Annotated in this window: 14 protein-coding genes; 6 read left to right on the top strand and 8 right to left on the bottom strand. The window is 63.6% G+C overall.

Features of this window, described 5'->3' with window-relative positions; all coding sequences use genetic code 11:
• Positions 1 to 3: 3 nt before the first annotated feature.
• From CRO75_RS18835 to CRO75_RS18815, 5 genes are all read right to left on the bottom strand, one after another.
• Positions 4 to 1,473, bottom strand: a complete 1,470-nt coding sequence (locus CRO75_RS18835; protein ID WP_097137462.1) for an efflux transporter outer membrane subunit — start codon at positions 1,471 to 1,473, stop codon at positions 4 to 6.
• On the bottom strand, positions 1,474 to 1,947 hold the full coding sequence (locus CRO75_RS18830; RefSeq protein WP_009044607.1) for a MarR family transcriptional regulator: 474 nt from the start codon (positions 1,945 to 1,947) through the stop codon (positions 1,474 to 1,476).
• A gap of 208 nt (positions 1,948 to 2,155) precedes the next feature.
• The gene (locus CRO75_RS18825) at positions 2,156 to 5,830 is read right to left on the bottom strand and encodes a translocation/assembly module TamB domain-containing protein (protein ID WP_097137460.1); all 3,675 of its coding nucleotides are present in this window, start codon (positions 5,828 to 5,830) and stop codon (positions 2,156 to 2,158) included.
• The gene (locus tag CRO75_RS18820; protein WP_097137458.1) at positions 5,827 to 7,554 is read right to left on the bottom strand and encodes an autotransporter assembly complex family protein; all 1,728 of its coding nucleotides are present in this window, start codon (positions 7,552 to 7,554) and stop codon (positions 5,827 to 5,829) included. Before CRO75_RS18820 ends, CRO75_RS18825 begins: the two co-directional genes overlap by 4 nt.
• A 63-nt stretch (positions 7,555 to 7,617) precedes the next feature.
• On the bottom strand, positions 7,618 to 8,268 hold the full coding sequence (locus CRO75_RS18815; RefSeq protein WP_097137455.1) for a GNAT family N-acetyltransferase: 651 nt from the start codon (positions 8,266 to 8,268) through the stop codon (positions 7,618 to 7,620).
• A 202-nt stretch (positions 8,269 to 8,470) separates the two neighbouring features.
• Here CRO75_RS18815 and xthA point away from each other — a divergent pair, with 202 nt between their 5' ends.
• Positions 8,471 to 9,283 (top strand): exodeoxyribonuclease III, encoded by an 813-nt coding sequence (xthA, locus tag CRO75_RS18810; protein ID WP_062825315.1) that lies wholly within the window; start codon positions 8,471 to 8,473, stop codon positions 9,281 to 9,283.
• Between the two features lie 55 nt (positions 9,284 to 9,338).
• Here the strand turns inward: xthA and CRO75_RS18805 are convergent, their stop codons facing one another.
• On the bottom strand, positions 9,339 to 9,665 hold the full coding sequence (locus CRO75_RS18805) for a YegP family protein (protein WP_062825314.1): 327 nt from the start codon (positions 9,663 to 9,665) through the stop codon (positions 9,339 to 9,341).
• 250 nt (positions 9,666 to 9,915) lie between these two features.
• Here CRO75_RS18805 and CRO75_RS18800 point away from each other — a divergent pair, with 250 nt between their 5' ends.
• The gene (locus tag CRO75_RS18800) at positions 9,916 to 11,298 is read left to right on the top strand and encodes a phosphate ABC transporter substrate-binding/OmpA family protein (RefSeq protein WP_097137454.1); all 1,383 of its coding nucleotides are present in this window, start codon (positions 9,916 to 9,918) and stop codon (positions 11,296 to 11,298) included.
• Between the two features lie 93 nt (positions 11,299 to 11,391).
• On the opposite strand, the gene CRO75_RS18795 is transcribed toward CRO75_RS18800, so the two are convergent.
• Complete coding sequence (locus CRO75_RS18795; protein ID WP_009044614.1) at positions 11,392 to 12,621, bottom strand: acyl-CoA dehydrogenase; 1,230 nt, start codon at positions 12,619 to 12,621, stop codon at positions 11,392 to 11,394.
• A 177-nt stretch (positions 12,622 to 12,798) separates the two neighbouring features.
• Here CRO75_RS18795 and CRO75_RS18790 point away from each other — a divergent pair, with 177 nt between their 5' ends.
• From CRO75_RS18790 to CRO75_RS18780, 3 genes are all read left to right on the top strand, one after another.
• A complete protein-coding gene (locus CRO75_RS18790; RefSeq protein WP_009044615.1) occupies positions 12,799 to 13,725 on the top strand; it encodes a LysR family transcriptional regulator in 927 nt (308 codons plus the stop codon).
• Between the two features lie 168 nt (positions 13,726 to 13,893).
• The gene (locus CRO75_RS18785) at positions 13,894 to 14,298 is read left to right on the top strand and encodes a MerR family DNA-binding transcriptional regulator (protein ID WP_007929654.1); all 405 of its coding nucleotides are present in this window, start codon (positions 13,894 to 13,896) and stop codon (positions 14,296 to 14,298) included.
• Between the two features lie 151 nt (positions 14,299 to 14,449).
• Positions 14,450 to 15,349, top strand: coding sequence for a hydroxymethylglutaryl-CoA lyase (locus tag CRO75_RS18780; RefSeq protein ID WP_097137452.1), 900 nt, complete (start codon positions 14,450 to 14,452; stop codon positions 15,347 to 15,349).
• Positions 15,350 to 16,007: 658 nt separating this feature from the next.
• Here CRO75_RS18780 and CRO75_RS18775 read toward each other — a convergent pair.
• On the bottom strand, positions 16,008 to 17,702 hold the full coding sequence (locus CRO75_RS18775) for an AMP-binding protein (protein WP_097137450.1): 1,695 nt from the start codon (positions 17,700 to 17,702) through the stop codon (positions 16,008 to 16,010).
• A 224-nt stretch (positions 17,703 to 17,926) separates the two neighbouring features.
• Here CRO75_RS18775 and CRO75_RS18770 point away from each other — a divergent pair, with 224 nt between their 5' ends.
• Positions 17,927 to 19,090, top strand: a complete 1,164-nt coding sequence (locus CRO75_RS18770) for an isovaleryl-CoA dehydrogenase (protein ID WP_007929657.1) — start codon at positions 17,927 to 17,929, stop codon at positions 19,088 to 19,090.
• Positions 19,091 to 19,101: the final 11 nt, after the last annotated feature.

Below are 19,101 nucleotides of genomic sequence, written 5' to 3'. Positions count from 1 at the left end.
GAATTATTGAGTGCGCGAGGCTGGGGTCGGGGTGGCCGCGGCCAGATTGTCGGTCTGGAAACCACCGCCCAGGGCCTGCATCAGTTGGATCGACAGGTCGATCTGCTGGGCATTCAGGGTCGCCAGTTGACGCTGGGCTTGCAGTAATTGCTGCTCGATGCTGAGCACGTCCAGGTAATTGCCGATCCCCGAGCCGTAGCGCTGGACCACAGTGTCGTAGGAGTCCTGGGCGATGTCGGTGGCATGTTGCTGGGCGGCGATCTGCCGACCGATGTCACGCAGCTGGGAAATGGTGTCGCTGACATCCCCCAAGGCAGTCACCAGGCTCTTGTTGTACTGCGCCACGGCCAGGTCGTAGTCGGCGTCCCGGGCATCCAGGTCGGCGCGCAGGCGGCCACCGTCGAAGATCGGCAGCGACACGGTGGGGGCGATGTTGAAGAAGCGGCTGGCCGATCCGAACATCGCGTCCCCCAGCAACGCTTGAGTGCCGGCAGCGGCGCTCAGGTTGAGGTTGGGATAGAAGTTGGTCTTGCCGGCGTCGATGCTCTTGCTCGCCGCCTCGACCCGCCAGCGCGCGGCCACCAGGTCCGGACGGCGGCCCAGCAGTTCCGCCGGCAGCACCGACGGCAGTGCCACCGCGCTGGCCTGCAGGACTTTCGGCCGGGCGATTTCGTTGCCCCGGTCCGGGCCTTTGCCGAGCAATACCGCGAGGGCGATCTTGGCGCTCTGCAGGTTTTTCTCGGCGTCGATCAGGCTGGCTTCGGAGCTGGCCTCCAGGCTTTCGGTCTGCTGGTACTGGTACTGGCTGTCGATGCCCGAGCTCAGGCGCTTCTGGCTCAGGTCGAGCATCTGCCGGGTGCGCTTGAGATCTTCAGTGGCCAGGTCATGGACGATATGCGCCTGGCCCAGGTCGCTGTAGGCCCGGGCCACGTCGGCGGCCAGGGTCAGTTGCGCGGCCTGGCGATCGATCTCGGCGGCGCGGGCCTGGCCCAGGGCGGCTTCCCAGGTATCGCGCTGGCCGCCCCAGAGGTCGAAGGTGTAATTGAAGGTGCCTGTCAGGCTGCGCATCGTGCTGTAGTTGTCGCCCTGCCCGCTCGGGTCCTGCGAACGGGACAGGCGCGAGCGGCTGACACTGCCGCTGGCGTCCAGGGTCGGCATGCGTGCCGCGTCCGCGGCATAGGCCGCCGCGCTGGCCTGGTGGGCGCGGGCGCTGGCAATCTGCATGTCGGGGCTGTCGTGCAGGGCCTCGCGGATCAGGCCATCGAGCTGTGGATCGCCCAGGCTCTTCCACCAGTCGCTCTTCGGCCAGGCCGCCGGCGACAGGGTCACACCACTCAGGGATTGTCCGGCCTTGAGGGATTTGGCATCGAGGCTCACCCCTTCGGTTGTCAGGCCACTGTAGTTGGCACATCCGGCCAGGCTCATGGCCAGCAGCACCAGGCTCAAACGGGCACGCAAGGTTTTACTGCTCATTTACTTATCACCTACCCGCAGCACGGTGATCGGGTCACCGGCCGCCAGCAAAATTTTCTTGAGGATCTGTTCCAGGGTTTTCAACTCTTCGGGGGTAATGGCGCCGGCCAGTTCATTCATGGCGTTGGCGCCGATGTGCGGCAGGCAGTCGGCGAGCTTCTGGCCCTCCTCGGTGAGCACCAGGCGCACCTGGCGGCGGTCGTGCTCCGAGCGTTGGCGGGCGAGGAAATCCTTCTGCTCCAGGCGATCGAGCATGCGGGTCATGGAACCGCTGTCCAGGGACAGGTGGCGGCACAGCTCGGCCGGGGTGTCGACGCCGAACTGGGCCATGATGATCAGCACCTTGAACTGCGCGGCGGTGATGCCGTGGGGTTCCATGTGGGTGTCGATGATCCGGTCCTTGAGCAGGGCCGCGCGGCCCAGCAAGAGCCCGAGGTGGCAATTGTGGAAATCGTCTGGGGTGAAGTGCTTCATCTGACCACCTGTTAGCTGCCTAGGCAGCGAAAGTATGTCGAGATGTTACTGCCTAGGCAGCCAATATCCAAACAATAATTAGCATGCTCACTATTAAGCTAATTAATGGGAAGCCTTGAAGTCGAAAATCGGCGGGAGAATTACCAGCAGGAGGAGCGCGGTGGTGAACGCCAGCCCCCTCGCCAAAGGGGACTGGATTGCCGACGAGCTAGAAGTCGCGCTTGTAGAAGATATCCAGCGAGCTGGCGACGCCACTGGCCGCTTCCAGGTAGACCTTTTTGCTCAGCTTGTAGCGCAGGGCGATGGTGTTGGCCGGCTCGAAGACCCCCACCCCGTAACGCAGGCTGAGCCGCTCGGAGATATTGCCGCTGGCCACCACGCTGGTGGTGTTGCCGCTGCCCTGGGTGTCGAGCTGGAAGTCGTCGATCCCCAGGTCCTTGGCCAGCCCGCCGGTGATGTTCGAGCTGCCCATCAGGCCCAGGCCCAGGGCGGCTTGCGCCAGCATGTTGTTGTCCTCGCCGGTGGTGCTCAAGGGACGCCCGAGCACCAGGTAGGACAGCGCCTGCTCCTGGCTCATCGCCGGCTCCGAGAAGATCTGCGTGGTCGGTTGTTCGGCGCTGCCACTGAGGCGGATGCCGGCGATCACGTCATCGGTCTGGCGGATCGCCTCAATGTCCAGGTACGGCTGGTCGATCGGCCCGGCGAACAGCAGACGCGCCCGGCGTACGGTCAAGCGCTGACCGTAGGCGCGGTAGCGGCCGTCGTTGAGCCACAGTTCGCCACGGGTGTCCATGTTGTCGCCGATGTGCACATGGCCTTGCAGGTTGGCGGTCAGGCCGAAACCGGTGAAGCTGAGCTTGTCCTCGCCGACCACCACGTCGATGTCCATCGCCATGGCCATCGGCGCTTTGCCCTCCTCGGTCTGGTGGCCGATGATCACCGTGTCGTCCGATACCTTGACCGTCGATGGCGGCAATTCACGGATGGTGATCTCACCCTTGGGCACATGGACCTTGCCGGCGATCGCCAGCTTGTCGTCCTTCATCGAGATCTTCAGGTCCGGCGCCACGTCCAGCACCGCATAGGGTTCGACGGTGACCGGCAGCTGCGAGCCTTTCAGGCTCAGGTCCACCACCAGCGCCTGACCCCAGGCGATATTGCCGTTCAGGCTGCCCTGGCCGGCCTTGCCGCTCTTCCAGCCGCCGCTCAACTGCACGCTTTCACCGGCGATCAGCGCTTGCAATTGCAAGTCCTGGAGACTGATGGGCAATTCGGGACCGGAAACTTCGCCACCACTAAGGGCCAGGTTGCCATTGACCTGCGGCGCCAGCAGACCGCCGGAGATGCGCCCGCTGCCGTTCAGGGTGCCGGTGAGCTTCTCGACCATCGGCACGAACGGCCGCGCCACCGCCAGGTCCAGGCCGCTGAGGCGGAACTCGCCGGACAGCGGCTTGTTTTTCGGCAGCGGATTGATCTGCGCCTGCAGCATCAGCTCACCGAGCTTGCCGCCACTGAACGCCAGCTGGGTGTCGATACGCTTGGGGTTGAGGGTGGTGTCGAGTTTCAGTGTCTGGTACGGGAAGTCCAGCCACTGCTGCTTTTCCTTGACCCGCAAGGTGCCGCCGCTGGCGTCCAGCAGGATCCGTCCCTGCGGGCCGTCGGCCGGTACGTCCAGCTTGATATCGGCGTTGAGCCGGCCCTTCCAGGCAAAATCCTTGGGCAACCACTGCGCGAGGCTGTCGATCGGGAACTGCTTGAGGTGGTAGCGCAACCTGGGCTCGGGCATCAGCCGCTGATCCTCGCCACACAGGCTGGCATCGCCACTGGCCCAGCAATGGGCGCCGAAGTTGAGCTTGCCGTCGGCCAGGTATTCGAGCTTGGCCGGGGCTTGCAGCCTCCAGTCCTGGCCACCGGTCTGGATATCGCCGCTGGCCAGGCGCCCGCGCCAGTTGCCCTGGTCCAGCTTGCCGTCCAGGCCCAGTGCCAGCTTGAGCTGCGGGCCTTTCAGGTCCAGTTGCAGCTTCTGGTTCTTGATATCGCCCTGGCCGCTGGCCGTCAGGGTGCCCAGCGCGGTTTCGCCGACCTGGATGCCGGCCCCCTTGAGGTCGATGCGCGCCCGCTGCGCGCTGTCCAGGTTGGCATCGAGCTTGAGGCTCTGCAGGCGATTGTCGGCGAACACCAGTTGCTGGCCTTGCAGGTCGAGCTTGCCCTGCGGCGCCTTCAGGGTGCCGGCCACATCGAGGCGGCCGCTGAGCTGGCCACGCAGCTCGGGCCACAGCTGGCCGAGACGCGGCAGCTTGATATCGAGTTGCCCGGCCAAGCGTTGTTGCAGGCGCCCGGAACCGTTGATGCGGTTATCGCCCAGGCGGATGTCCAGGGTGTTCAGATTCCACTGCTCGCCAGCGCCATCGGCCTTGGCCTGCAGCACCGCGGGCTGGCCGCGCAACTTGCCCTTGAGGTCGAGGTCGGCGTTGAGCTTGAGTTGCTCGTTCTTCATTTCGCCCTGGCTGCGCAGCGGCCCGGCCAAAGTGCCCGGCAGCTCGGCGACCCAGTACGCCGGGTTGATCGCCGACAGATCCAGGGCGGTATCCCAGGCGATGCCGTCGGCGAATTGCAGGTTCAGGTGGCCTTCGGCCTTGCCCTGGCCGGCGGCCAGCTTGAACTGGGGCAGGAAGATTTTCGTCAGGTCGCCGCTGAACGGGCTGCTGAGGCTGAACGCCCCCGCCGGGCCATCGAGGTCACCCTTGAAGTTACCCAGGTAGTTACCATCGCGATAGGCGACCTCGGCCGTGAAGCGGCGTACCGCCACCGCGGGCTCTTCGATCAGCGGGTACAGGCGATGCCAGGGGAAATCCAGCCAGTCGAGCCTGGCTTCGGCGTTCAGGCCCTGGCTCCAATCCAGCTGGCCGCTCAGCTTGAGGTTCTGCTTGTCGTTGGCGCTCAGGTCCAGCGCGGCGATCTGCGCGCCCTTGGCGTCGACCTTGCCTTGCAGCGCCAGGGCCACCGGCCCCTGCTCGGCCGGCAGGCTGGCCTTGCCCAGCAGTTGGTAACCCGCCTTGAGGTCGCCTTTGCCGGTCAGTTCCAGCTGGTTGAGCATCAGGGTGTCGGGCAGCTCGGCGCTGGCCTTGAAGCCATCGGCGGTGATCCGCACCTGGGCCGGCAGGTTCTCCGCCAGCGGTTGCAGCTCACCGCTCAACCGGCCTTGCAGGTAACCGCTGCTGTCGGCCGCAAGCCTGAGGGTCTTCAACAGGTCGCCATCGACCTTCAGCGCCAGCGCCCAGGGTTCGCTACCCGGCGCCGGCAGGGTCAGGGTGCCGGTGGCGCTCAGGGGCCAGTCGCCGCTGGGCGACAATAACCCCGAAAGATTCAGGCTGAGGTCGTCGCGTTGCAGGCTTACCGAGTCGATCTGCAGGCCCTTGGCCGTCCACTGCGCCGCCAGTTGCAGGCCCTTGAGTGCCTCGCTGCCATTGAATTGCAAGCTACCGACCCGCACCTGTCCCAGCTCGATAGCCACAGGCAACTGCAGATCCGGCAGGCTGATGGGGCCGCTGCTTTGTTCTTCCGCGCCCGGCGGGAATTGCAGGCTGACCTGTTCCACGTCCAGTTGTTCGATGCACAGGGTCATGCGCATCAGGCACGCCGGCGACCAGGCGAATTTCGGCGCCTGGAGTTCGACCCGGCTGCTGTCCTGCTGCCACAACAGGTGATCGGCGCTCCACTGTCCGCCTAAGCGGCCGGCGAAGTTTTCCACGCTCAAGCCCGGCACCAGGCCCAGGGCCCAGCGACTGCCGGCCTGGGTGCCGAGTATCGAAGCCAGCGCCAGTACCAGCACCGCCACCAGCACAAGCAGCGCCAGCGCCGCGATCTTCAAACCACGCTTCACAGCTCAGGCCCCATGGAAAAGTGCAAGCGAATGCCGCCGTCATCGTCCAGCGCATGGGCCAGGTCGAGGCGGATCGGCCCCACCGGGGACACCCAGCGCACACCGACACCGACCCCGGTCTTGAGGTTCGGCAGTTCAAGTTTGTCGAAGGAGTTGCCCTGGTCGACAAAGGTCGCCAGGCGCCATTTTTCCGCGATGGAGTACTGATACTCGACGCTGCCGGCCACCATGTAGCGCCCGCCGATCCGGTCGCCGTCAGAGTTCTCCGGCGACAGGCTCTGGTAGTCGTAGCCGCGCACGCTCTGATCGCCACCGGCGAAAAAGCGCAGCGACGGCGGAACCTTCTTGTAACCGTTGGTGGCGCTGCCACCGAACTGCACCCGGCCGAGGAAACGATGGTTGTTCCATACCGTGGTCAGGCCCTTGAGCAGGACGGTGCCATATAACAGGTTGGTGTCCGAGCCCAGCCCTTCCTTGGCCACCTTGCTGTCGAATTGCAGGCGATAGCCGTTGTGCGGGTCGATGCGGTTATCGCTGCGCAGGTAGGAATAGCTGATGCCGGGCATCAACAGGGTACTCAGGCCCGAGTCGTCGCCAAGGCGGTATTCCTCGCGCTGCCACTTCAACGAGATGACCCGCTGCCAGCCGCTGGGCAACTTGCTGTGCCACTCGGGACCGAGGGTGAGCAATTTGCTCAGGGTGTCGGTATTGGCGATTTCTTCGTTCTGGTAGCCGCCGGCAAAACGCAGCTTGTCGGTCAGCGGCGGGTCCAGCGGTATGTCGTAGAACAGGCCGACGTTCTGCCGTGGCGCGGAGACTTCCGCCTCCCAGCCATAGCTGTGGCCTTGGGCGTTGACCCAGTGTCGGGTCCAGTTGGCCTTGGCCCGCGGCCCGACGTCGGTGGAAAAACCCAGGCCCAGGCCCATGGTGCGCGGCTTGCGGGTTTCCAGCTGGACCGCCACCGGAATCACCTCGGCGGCGGCCGCGGTCGGCGCCGCGTCGACCCGCACGCCCTCGAAATAACCGCTCGATTGCAGTGCCTGGTTAAGCTCGGCGATCAGCTCGGAATCGTAGGGAGTACCGGCCTTGAACGGCACCATGCGTTGCAGCAGGTCTTCGTCGAACGGCGTATCGCCGGCAAAACTGACCTTGCCCAGGGCGTAACGCGGGCCGCTTTCGTAAACCAGCTCGATATCCGCGACCCCGGCCTGGGGGTCCACCGCCAGCTTCTGCCGGGTGAAGCGCCCGCTGAAAAAGCCGTAGCGCGACGCCTGGTTCTGGATCAGCCGCTTGGCGTCTTCGTAATGACCGTGATTGAGGACCGCGCCGCTTTTCAGCTGGTCGCTCCTGGGCACACGAAAGCCCTTGAGGGAGGCCGCCGGGCCGTCGACCCGGATGGTGACGTTACGCAGGTGCACCGGCTCGCCAGGATCGATATTCAGCACCAAACGCGGCTTTTCGCCGCCTTTGACTTCGCTGCTGATCTGCGGCTGGTAGTAGCCCAGGGCCTGGGCGGCCTTGCGGGCCTGCTCCTCGGCGCCACGGCTGAAACGCAACAGGGCTTCCTCGTCGCGATCGCCCACCCCGCCGATGTAGCCTTCCACATTGGCCTTGAGTTCATCGTTGGAGGGTTTGACCCTGACGTCCAATTCGCTTTGCGCCAGTACCGCACAGCTTGTGAACAGCAGCAACAAGCCGCTGGTGAATCTTCCTGAAAACTTCATAGGCGCGAATGCTATCACGAGCTGGGAGCCCGATAGAGCGCACAAATGTGAGGAAAGTTCTGTTCAGCCGATCGCGCTTTGCAGAACCTGCGGGTTGGCGTGAAAGAAAACGTGCTCGCGGACCGGACCGACGGCGATCTCGCCAATCTCTTCATAACCCTGGCGCTCATAGAACGCCAGGTAACGCGGGTTGCCGGTGTCCAGCACCACCCCCTGGGAGTGTTCGTCCACCGCGCACCAGTTGTGCACCGCCTGCAGCAACTGCTCGCCGAAGTGCTTGCCCTGGAATTGCGGATGAATCCCCAGCAAGGGCAGGACGTGCACCGAATCGCTGGGCAGGCAACCCAGCACCGCGGCGTGATAGTCCAGGTAACGCCGGGTGCAACGGAAACCGGTACTGAGCACCATGCGCAGGCGCCAGGCCCAACTCTCGGTAATGCCCAGGCGACGCTGGGGCGGCGCGATCAGGGCGATGCCGATCAGCCGGTCATTGACCAGCAAGCCGATGGCCGGCAGGTCCTGAACGAAGTGCTGCTTGACCAGCTCCCGCACCGTGGCCCGCACCCGTTGTTCGTAACCCGGGCGTTCGGACTCGAACAGATAAGCGAAGGTCGGCTCATGGCGATAAGCCTGGTACAGCAGGGAACGGGCTTCGCGGGCGTAGCCGCTGTCGAGCATGTGAATGTCGGCGATGGCAGTCGAGGTTTCAGGCATGGCGATTGGTCTCCCCTGGGCCCGGCTTGAAGTGACCGCGCTGGGTGGCGGCGTTCTTCTGCGCGGTTGTTATAGCTACGAACCTTTCAGGCTCGTGATCGTTCCACCGCCCATCGACCTTAGCAGCGCATCTGCCTTGCCGCCACGCTGGCCGCCGCGCGACTTGTCGGCTAGCATCGCAGTTTTGCCAGGACTGCCGACCATGAAGATCGTCTCGTTCAACATCAACGGGCTGCGAGCCCGCCCCCATCAGTTGGCGGCGCTGATCGAAAAGCATCAACCGGACGTCATCGGCCTGCAGGAAACCAAGGTGTCGGACGACCAGTTCCCCCTGGCCGAAGTCCAGGCGCTGGGTTATCACGTGCATTACCACGGGCAAAAAGGCCACTATGGCGTCGCCCTGCTCTCGCGCCTGGCGCCGCTGGACCTGTACAAAGGCTTCGATGGCGACGATGAAGATGCCCAGCGACGTTTTATCTGGGGCACCTTCGCCGATGCCGATGGCACCCCGGTGACCATCATGAACGGCTACTTCCCCCAGGGCGAAAGCCGCGACCACCCCACCAAGTTCCCGGCCAAGCAGCGCTTCTACAGCGACCTGCAGCACCTGCTGGAAACCCGCTTCAGCAACGAGCAGCCGCTGCTGGTCATGGGCGACGTGAACATTTCCCCGGAAGACTGCGACATCGGCATCGGCCCGGACAACATGAAACGCTGGCTGAAAACCGGCAAGTGCAGCTTCCTGCCGGAAGAGCGCGAGTGGATGGCCCGCCTGAAGAACTGGGGCCTGGTGGACAGTTTCCGTCACCTCAATCCTGAGGTGGCCGATCGCTTCAGCTGGTTCGACTACCGCAGCCGCGGTTTCGAAGACGAGCCCAAGCGCGGCCTGCGCATCGACCTGATCATGGCCTCCCGCGGCCTGCTGCCACGGATCAAGGATGCCGGGGTCGACTACGACCTGCGCGGCATGGAGAAACCTTCCGACCACGCACCGATCTGGCTCGAGCTGAGCTGATCGCCCGGCACAAAAAAGCCCATCCTGAGATGGGCTTTTTTATTGCTTCAGCGTCTCAACACAGCTCGACCCGGGTGCTGGTGCCAGCCTGCATGATGGCCTCGATGGCGGACTCACGGGTCGGCTCCGAGTCATACAAGTGGCTGACCAGGATCACCTCCTTGCCGGCCTTAAGATTGAAGTAAGGTTTGCCACCGGGGGCGATCTTCTTTTCGTAACTACCCGGGGACGTGCAGTGCTTGCGGAGCAGCGCAATGGCTGCCTCGACACTCTCACGACAAGGGTAACGGTCGCTTTGAAGCATGGTCTGCGCGTCCTTGGACTTCAGCAAGAACCTGAAACCACCGCTGCCATATTGCTTCAGCTCGAACCAGCCACTCATTTCATACTCCTTTGACACAAGCAAATTGCAGCCAGGGCTGCATCGACGCCTGGTGACGACGAGAGTCGGCGTGCGCCAATTCCCCTCCAGACAAAGTTTTCAACTCTACTGAGCCCGCCGTGCTGGGTCTTTAAGAGCATTCTGAAAAGCCTGGGGAACGCTCCGATTCCCCCCATCAACTGTCACATCCCCGTCACCTCCCTGACTTAATCTCGCCGCACTCGCTCCCGCCATAGAAGGCCATTGCCGCATGTCACGCGTCTCCACCGTCAGTGAACCGGACCTCTGGTGCCGAACCCTCTGCCTGCTGCTGGTCGGCTTCGTCTGCTACGCCCTGCCCTGGTCGGTGTTCGCCGCCCTGCCCCTGGCTGGCAACAACCAGCCGGTGCTGCGCATCCAGGGTTCCAATACCATCGGTGCCGCGCTGGGCCCGGCCCTGGTCAAGGGCCTGATGCAAGAACAGGGTTTGCTCGACATACGGATCGAGGCGACGGGCAAAGACAACGAGCGTCGGGTGACCGGCCAGGGTGCCCAGGGCCGGCGCGTCGTCGTCGAGATCGCCGCGCATGGCTCCAGTACCGGCTTTGCCGCATTGAAGAACGCCAGCGCCGACCTCGCCGCCGCGTCGCGGCCGATCAAGGACAGCGAACTGGTGGAGCTGGAAGCCCTCGGCGACCTGAAAGACCCCGACGCCGAACAGGTGATCGCCATCGACGGCCTGGCCATCATCCTCCACCCGCACAACCCGCTGACGCGGCTGGACACCGAACAACTGGCGCGGGTGTTCAGCGGCGAGGTGAAAACCTGGGAACAACTGGGCGGCGTCGGCGGCGCCATTCACCTGTACGCCCGCGATGACCGCTCCGGCACCTACGACACCTTCAAGGAACTGGTGCTGGCCCGCCGCGACAAGAACCTGAGCCCCGCGGCGAAACGCTTCGAGTCCAGCGAACAACTCTCTGACGCGGTCAGCCGCGATCCCCAGGGCATCGGTTTCATCGGCCTGCCTTATGTGCGCCAGGCCAAGGCCGTGGCGATCGTCGACGGCGGCTCGCAACCGATGCAGCCCCTCGACAGCCTGATCGCCACCGAGGACTACCCATTGTCACGGCGCCTGTACTTCTACCTGCCGCCCGATGAGCAAAACCCCTGGGCCAGGGCCCTGGTGCGTTTCGCCCAAAGCGCCAGGGGCCAGGCCATAGTCGCGACCAACGGTTTTATCGCCCAGACGGTGCTGGCCATGAGTGTCGCCCCCGCCCCGCAGATGCCCGAGGGTTACCAGGCCATCGCCCGGCAGGCGCAGCGCCTGACCGTGAACTTTCGCTTCGAGGAAGGCAGCGCCACCCTCGACAACAAGGCGCGCCAGGACCTGCCACGGGTCCTGGACTTTCTCAAGCGGCACGACAAGCTGGCCAAGCGCGTGACCCTGGTTGGCTTCGGCGATGCCAAGAACGATCCGGCCCGCGCGGCGCTGCTGTCCAAGCTCAGAGCCATGACCGTGCGCCGGGAGCTGGTGAGAAACGGTGTGGTGTTGCGCGAGATCCGCGGTTTTGGCGCGCAGATGCCGGTCGCGGCCAATACCGCGGACGAGGGGCGGATCAAGAATCGGCGGGTGGAAGTCTGGGTGTATTGAGAGAGAAACCAGCGGGGTAATCGAGGACGCTTCGCGGGCAAGCCTCGCTCCTACAGATTCTTCCGTAGGAGCGAGGCTTGCCCGCGATCGCTTTTAATGCCCGCTGCGCAGCATTTCCTTGGGCACGTACTTGCCGATTTCGAACTTGCCGATGGCCGCGCGGTGTACTTCGTCCGGGCCGTCGGCCAGGCGCAGCGTACGCTGCATGGCGTACATGTAGGCCAGCGGGAAATCGTTGGAGACCCCGGCCCCGCCATGAATCTGGATGGCCCGGTCGATCACCTTCAAGGCCACGTTCGGCGCCACCACCTTGATCTGGGCAATTTCGCTTTTCGCCACCTTGTTACCGACGGTGTCCATCATGTACGCCGCCTTCAGGGTCAGCAGGCGCGCCATGTCGATCTCCATCCGCGAGTCGGCGATCTTGTCGATATTACCGCCCAGGCGCGCCAGCGGCTTGCCGAAAGCGGTGCGGCTCACCGCACGCTTGCACATCAGTTCCAGCGCGCGCTCGGCCATGCCGATCGAACGCATGCAGTGGTGAATCCGGCCCGGACCAAGGCGGCCCTGGGCGATCTCGAAACCACGGCCTTCGCCCAGCAGCACGTTCTCGTACGGCACCCGCACATTGTCGAACAGCACTTCGGCATGGCCGTGGGGGGCGTCGTCGTAACCGAACACCGGCAGCGGCCGGACAATCTTCACCCCGGGGGTGTCGACCGGCACCAGGATCATCGAATGCTGCTGGTGGCGCGGCGCGTCCGGGTTGCTCAGGCCCATGAAGATGAGGATCTTGCAGCGCGGGTCGCAGGCTCCCGAGGTCCACCACTTCTTGCCGTTGATCACCCACTCGTCGCCATCGCGCACCGCGCGGGCCGCCATGTTGGTGGCGTCGGACGACGCCACGTCCGGCTCGGTCATGGCGAAGGCGGAGCGGATCTCGCCGCGCAGCAGCGGCTCCAGCCAGCGTTGCTTCTGCTCTTCATTGGCGTAACGCACCAGCACTTCCATGTTGCCGGTGTCCGGTGCCGAACAGTTGAACGGTTCCGGCCCCAGCAGGGAGCGGCCCATGATTTCCGCCAGCGGCGCGTATTCGAGGTTGGTCAGGCCGGCGCCGAGTTCCGACTCGGGCAGGAACAGGTTCCACAGGCCCTCGGCCTTGGCCTTGAGTTTGAGTTCTTCCATGATCGCCGTCGGCTGCCAGCGATCGCCTTCGGCGACCTGGCGCTCGAACACCGCTTCAGCCGGATAGACATAAGTGTCCATGAACGCGGTCACGCGCTCACGCAGTTCCTGAACCTTGGGTGAATAGGCGAAATCCATGGGCAGCTACCTTCTTGGCGAGGTGGTTGAGGGCATGGAACCGATGCTAGAACAGCTTACGAAAATTTACCTAGCCTATTCTCGGCGTGTATTAACATTCATCACCGATATATGATTGACTGATCAAGCAGGCCAATCAGTCCATCCTCCGGCCCCTAACAATAAGAGTGCAGCGCAATGAATCTGAGCAAGGTCGACCTCAACCTTTTCATCGTCTTCGACGCGATCTACACCGAAGCCAACCTGACCCGCGCCGGGCAGATCGTCGGCATCACTCAGCCCGCTGTCTCCAACGCCCTGGCCCGCCTGCGCGAGACCTTCAACGACCCACTGTTCGTACGAACCGCCCAGGGCATGGTGCCCACGCCCATGGCGCAGAACATCATCGGCCCGGTGCGCAACGCCCTTTCGCTGCTGCGGGTGTCGGTGCAGGAAAGCCGCATCTTCAACCCCTTGCAGGCGGTCAAGACCTACCGCATCAGCATGACCGACCTGACCGAGGCGGTGATCCTGCCGCCGCTGTTCCAGCGCTTGCGGCGCCTGGCGCCCACGGTGATCATCGAGAGTTTCCTGTCCAAACGCCGGGAAACCACCAAGGAACTGGCCGCCGGCCGTCTGGATTTCGCCGTCGATGCCCCGCTCAACACCGACCCGCAGGTCCGCCACGTCAAGCTGATGGAAGACCGCTATGTGTGCGCCATGCGCAAGAGCCACCCGCTGGCGAACAAGGAAAAACTCAGCCTCGACGACTACCTGTCGCTGACCCACATCCATATTTCCAGCCGTCGCAGCGGCTTGGGTTACGTCGACCTGGCCCTGGGCAAGATGGGCATCCAGCGCAAGATCGCCCTGCGCTCCCAGCATTACCTGATGGCCTCGCAAGTGCTGCAGCAGACCGACATGGTCATGACCGTGCCCGAGCGCTTCGCCCGGCGCCACGACCTGCAGGCGTTCAACCTGCCGGTCAACGACGTGCCGCCGCTGGAAACCCACCTCTATTGGCACGAAAGCACCGACCAGGACCCGGCCAACCGCTGGATGCGCGAGCAGATGATCGAGCTGTGCCAGCAGGTGACGGCCCACGAGAAAAAACTCGAAAAGTGATGTGCAGGCGCAACGCTTGCCCGCGATAAGGGAGAACGTGGTGGTTCAGGGAAACCTCAGCGTACCCATCGCGGGCAAGCCTCGCTTCTACAGATAGGGCGGCATCCTGCTTGACGTATACGTCAACCTCGAATTAGCTTAACGCCAAGACCTTTTTCGAGTGCCCCCATGAGCAGCCAGACCTACAGCATTTCCGACCTTGCCCGCGAGCTCGACATCACCACCCGGGCCATCCGTTTCTATGAAGAACAAGGCCTGCTCGCCCCCGAACGCCGTGGCCAGGAACGCATCTACTCGCCACGGGACAAGGTCAGCCTGAAGCTGATCCTGCGCGGCAAGCGCATCGGCTTCTCCCTGGCCGAATGCCGCGAACTGATCGAACTCTACGACCCCAGCAGCGGCAACCTGAAACAGCTGCACAGCATGCTGGCGAAAATCGCCGAGCGCCGCGAACAGCTGGAGCAACAGCTGCTGGACATCGAACAGATGAAGCTGGAGCTGGACACCGCGGAAGAGCGCTGCACCCAGGCGCTGGAGCAGACCATCCAGAATCAGAAAAGCGCCGTGCAGTAACCGCCCCAGGCGGCGATCGCTCGCGGCCGCGCCAGCAACACAGACAATCTGCCAGACGGACCGTAGCGCCTGGTTTTGCGTCGACTTCGTCGCCGAGCGCAGCCTGCGGCAGCGGCTACATTAGTGCCCACTTAATATAGGTAAAGCTCTCATGTCCCTCCCCCCCCATGTCCGCCTGGTCGAAGTCGGTCCTCGCGACGGTTTGCAGAACGAAGCCCAGCCCATCAGCGTCGCCGACAAGGTGCAACTGGTGGATGCCCTGAGCGCGGCCGGGCTCGGCTATATAGAAGTCGGCAGTTTCGTCTCGCCCAAATGGGTGCCGCAGATGGCCGGGTCCGCCGAGGTGTTCGCGCAGATCCAGCGCAAGCCGGGGGTGACCTACGGCGCCCTCGCCCCGAACCTGCGCGGTTTCGAAGACGCCCTGGCCGCCGGGGTCAAGGAAGTCGCGGTGTTCGCCGCCGCCTCCGAGGCGTTTTCCCAGCGCAACATCAACTGCTCCATCAGCGAGAGCCTGGAACGCTTCGTGCCGATCATGGAGGCAGCGAAACAGCACGGCGTTACCGTGCGCGGTTACGTGTCCTGCGTGCTGGGCTGCCCGTATGAAGGCGAGGTGGCGCCGGAACAGGTCGCCGTGGTCGCCCGCGAGCTGTACAGCATGGGCTGCTACGAAGTGTCCCTGGGCGACACCATCGGCACTGGCACCGCCGGCGCTACCCGCCGCATGTTCGAGGTGGTGGCCGCCCACGTTCCGCGGGACAAGCTCGCCGGGCACTTCCACGACACTTATGGCCAGGCCCTGGCCAATATCTACGCCAGCCTGCTGGAGGGCATCGCGGTGTTCGACAGCTCGATCGCCGGGCTCGGCGGCTGCCCCTATGCCAAGGGCGCCAGCGGTAACGTCGCCAGCGAGGACGTGCTGTACCTGCTCAACGGGCTGGGCATCGAAACCGGTATCGACATGGAGCGCCTGATCCTCGCCGGCCAGCAGATCTGCTCCGTGCTGGGGCGGCCCACCGGCTCGCGCGTCGCCAAGGCCCGTTACCCAGGTTGAGGGGCACGCCTGTTTCAGGGTGTTACCGGCCGCTCTGGCGCACGCTCGAAACGGGTAACACGGAAACAGTTTGTCGATTTTCTAGCGGTACAGATGAAAGGCCGATTTTATCAAGCCATTGATTTTAAAGGATTTTAAAAAGTTGGCATGGCTTCTGCTATATCTCTGGCATAACAAGAATAAAAAGCAGCAAAGCTAATAAAAATAAGACGAAACGACTCTGACATAACAAAAACAACACGGCAGAGACGCAGCTAACAGATTTTTTTGGAGAGGATGTGTTTTCCAGGGTGTCTTTAACAATAAGAGCCACCCGCAACCGGGCAGAGAACAATAAAACTACCCCAAGGTAGCTCCCGAACTGGTTGGTCGCTCAAGCGAGAAAATAGATCAGCGCTCAAAAAAATACGTTTGCTCTTGATCCCGGATGGGGATCGCCAAAAACAGCGGTAAAGGGTAACGGTTGCCAAAAACAACAACAGACCGCCCCTCAATAATAAAAAAAGAGCACGCAACGACAAAAATTAAAGGGGAGCTTCGGCTCCCCTTTGTGCTTTCCGGCCTTCCTGTTTCCCTCCCCTCTCCTGGCTCGGTTGCGCCCCCCAAAACGGCTCGCGGGCCGCTCCCGCACATATTCGCGGGAGCCTGCTCGAATGGCTCAGGAACGCCCGCGCAACTCCTCGATGCTGATCTCGCGCATCCTGAACTTCTGGATCTTGCCAGTCACGGTCATCGGGAATTCCTCGACGAACTTGAAGTAACGCGGCGTCTTGAAGTGAGCGATACGCGCCTTGCACCAGGCCTGCAGCTCCTCCTCGCTGGCGCTGTGGCCAGGGTGGAACTTGATCCAGGCGACGATCTCCTCGCCATATTTCGAGCACGGGATGCCGATCACCTGCACGTCGGCCACCGCTGGGTGGGTGAAGAAAAACTCCTCCAGCTCGCGCGGATAAATGTTCTCGCCGCCGCGGATGATCATGTCCTTGTTACGCCCGGCGATGCACACGTAACCCTGCTCGTTCATGGTCGCCAGGTCGCCGGTGTGCATCCAGCCGGCCTGGTCGATGGCTTCGGCCGTGCCCTGGGGGTTGTTCCAGTAGCCCAGCATCACGCTGTAACCGCGGGTGCACAGCTCGCCGATGGTGCCGCGCGGCACGATATTGCCCGCCTCGTCGATGATCTTGCTTTCCAGCTGCGGCTGGGTGCGGCCGACCGTGGTCACGCGCAGCTCAAGCTCGTCCGCCGGGCCGGTCTGCAACGACACCGGGCTGGTTTCGGTCATGCCGTAGGCGATCTGCACTTCGCTCATGTGCATCTCGCTGATGACCCGGCGCATCACCTCGATCGGACAGGTGGCCCCGGCCATGATCCCGGTGCGCAGGCTCGACAGGTCGAACTCGGCACGCCGTGGCTGGTCGAGCATGGCGATGAACATGGTCGGCACGCCGTACAGCCCGGTGGCCTTTTCCTCGGCCACGGCGCCCAGGGTCAGCAGCGGATCGAAGGCATCGTTGGGGTAGATCATGGTCGTGCCGTGGGTCACGCAGCCCAGGTTGCCCATGACCATGCCGAAGCAGTGGTACAGCGGCACCGGGATCACCAGGCGGTCCTCGTGGCCCAGGCCCAGGCTCTCGCCGACCATGTAACCGTTGTTGAGGATGTTGTAGTGGCTGAGGGTCGCGCCCTTGGGGAAACCGGTGGTGCCGGAGGTGTACTGGATATTCACCGCCTGGTCGGGGTCCAGGCTGTCCTGGCGTTCGCGCAGCGCTTCGACGCTGACGCCGGCCCCCAGGTCGGCCAACTGCGACCAGGGCAGAAAGCCCGACGGCGGCTGGGCATCGAGGCTGATCACGCCGCGCAAATCCGGCAGGCGCTCGCTTTGCAGCTGGCCGATGGACTGCTGCGCCAGCTCGGGCGCCAGGCCCTGGAGCATGGCGTGGTAATCGGAGGTCTTGAACGCGCCGGCGCACACCAGCCACTGGCAGCCGGACTGCTTGAGCACGTATTCCAGTTCGGAGCTGCGATAGGCTGGATTGATGTTCACCAGGATCGCGCCGATCTTGGCGCTGGCGAACTGGCTGATGCACCACTGGGCACAGTTGGGAGCCCAGATGCCCAGCCGGTCGCCGGTCTTGAGCCCCAGGGCCAGCAGCGCCCGGGCATGCAGATCGACGGTTTCGGCCAGTTGCTGCCAGCTGTAGCGCAGTTGCTGATGACACACCACCAGGGCTTCGCCCCGAGGGTATGACGCCACCGTACGATCGAACGCCTGACCGATAGTCAGCGCCAGCAAGGCCTTGTCCTGCGTGCCGCGAGTGTAGCTGCGCCTCGGCGCGGATGCGGGTTGATCCATGATGACCCCTATTGTCTTTATTAGTGGGTAAGCATGAGCCAGGCATGTAGCGAAGGAGCCTGGCCCCCAGCGAAAACGCCCCTACTCTGGCGCAAGTTGACGTTTACGTAAAGGGTGATTGACAGCCACCCGTCGCAGGCTTACGTTAACGTAAAGGTGAGAGCCGAATCAGCCGCTCTCCACAGCCCGACCCCTTACATAAAAACAAGTTTGAAGGTGCCCCCATGAGCTATCCGACCCTGAACTTTGCCCTCGGCGAAACCATCGACATGCTCCGCGACCAGGTGCAGGCCTTCGTCAAGGCCGAGCTGGCGCCACGGGCGGCACAGATCGACATCGACAACCTGTTCCCCGCCGACATGTGGCGCAAGTTTGGCGACATGGGCCTGCTGGGCATCACCGTGCCGGAAGAATACGGCGGCGCCGGCCTGGGCTACCTGGCCCACGTGGTGGCCATGGAAGAAATCAGCCGCGGCTCAGCCTCGGTCGCCCTCTCCTACGGCGCCCACTCCAACCTCTGCGTCAACCAGATCAACCGCAACGGTAACCACCAACAGAAAAGCCACTACCTGCCCAAGCTGATCAGCGGCGAACACATCGGCGCCCTGGCCATGAGCGAACCCAACGCCGGCTCCGATGTGGTCTCGATGAAGCTGCGCGCCGACAAGCGTGGCGATCGCTACGTGCTCAACGGCAGCAAGACCTGGATCACCAACGGCCCCGACGCCAACACCTATGTGATCTACGCCAAGACTGACCTGGAAAAGGGCCCGCACGGCATCACCGCGTTCATCGTCGAGCGCGACTGGAAAGGCTTCAGCCGCAGCAACAAGTTCGACAAGCTGGGCATGCGCGGCTCCAACACCTGCGAGCTGTTCTTCGACGATGTGGAAGTGCCGGAAGAGAACATCCTCGGCGTGCTCAATGGTGGCGTTAAGGTGCTGATGAGCGGCCTGGACTACGAGCGCGTGGTGCTCTCCGGCGGCCCGACCGGGATCATGCAGGCCTGCATGGACCTGGTGGTGCCCTACATCCACGACCGCAAGCAGTTCGGCCAGAGCATCGGCGAGTTCCAGCTGATCCAGGGCAAGGTCGCCGACATGTACACCCAGCTCAACGCCAGCCGCGCCTACCTGTATGCCGTGGCCCAGGCCTGCGAGCGCGGCGAGACCACGCGCAAGGACGCCGCCGGGGTGATCCTCTACAGCGCCGAACGTGCCACCCAGATGGCCCTGGACGCAATCCAGATCCTTGGCGGCAACGGCTACATCAACGAGTTCCCCGCCGGCCGCCTGCTGCGCGACGCCAAGCTGTATGAAATCGGCGCCGGCACCAGTGAGATCCGCCGCATGCTGATCGGTCGCGAACTGTTCAACGAAACCCGCTAACGGAGCTGTCC

This window comes from Pseudomonas sp. LAMO17WK12:I10 (assembly GCF_900215185.1).
In the GTDB taxonomy this organism is placed as follows: domain Bacteria; phylum Pseudomonadota; class Gammaproteobacteria; order Pseudomonadales; family Pseudomonadaceae; genus Aquipseudomonas; species Aquipseudomonas chlororaphis.
This window is presented reverse-complemented; position numbering and strand designations above follow the sequence as displayed.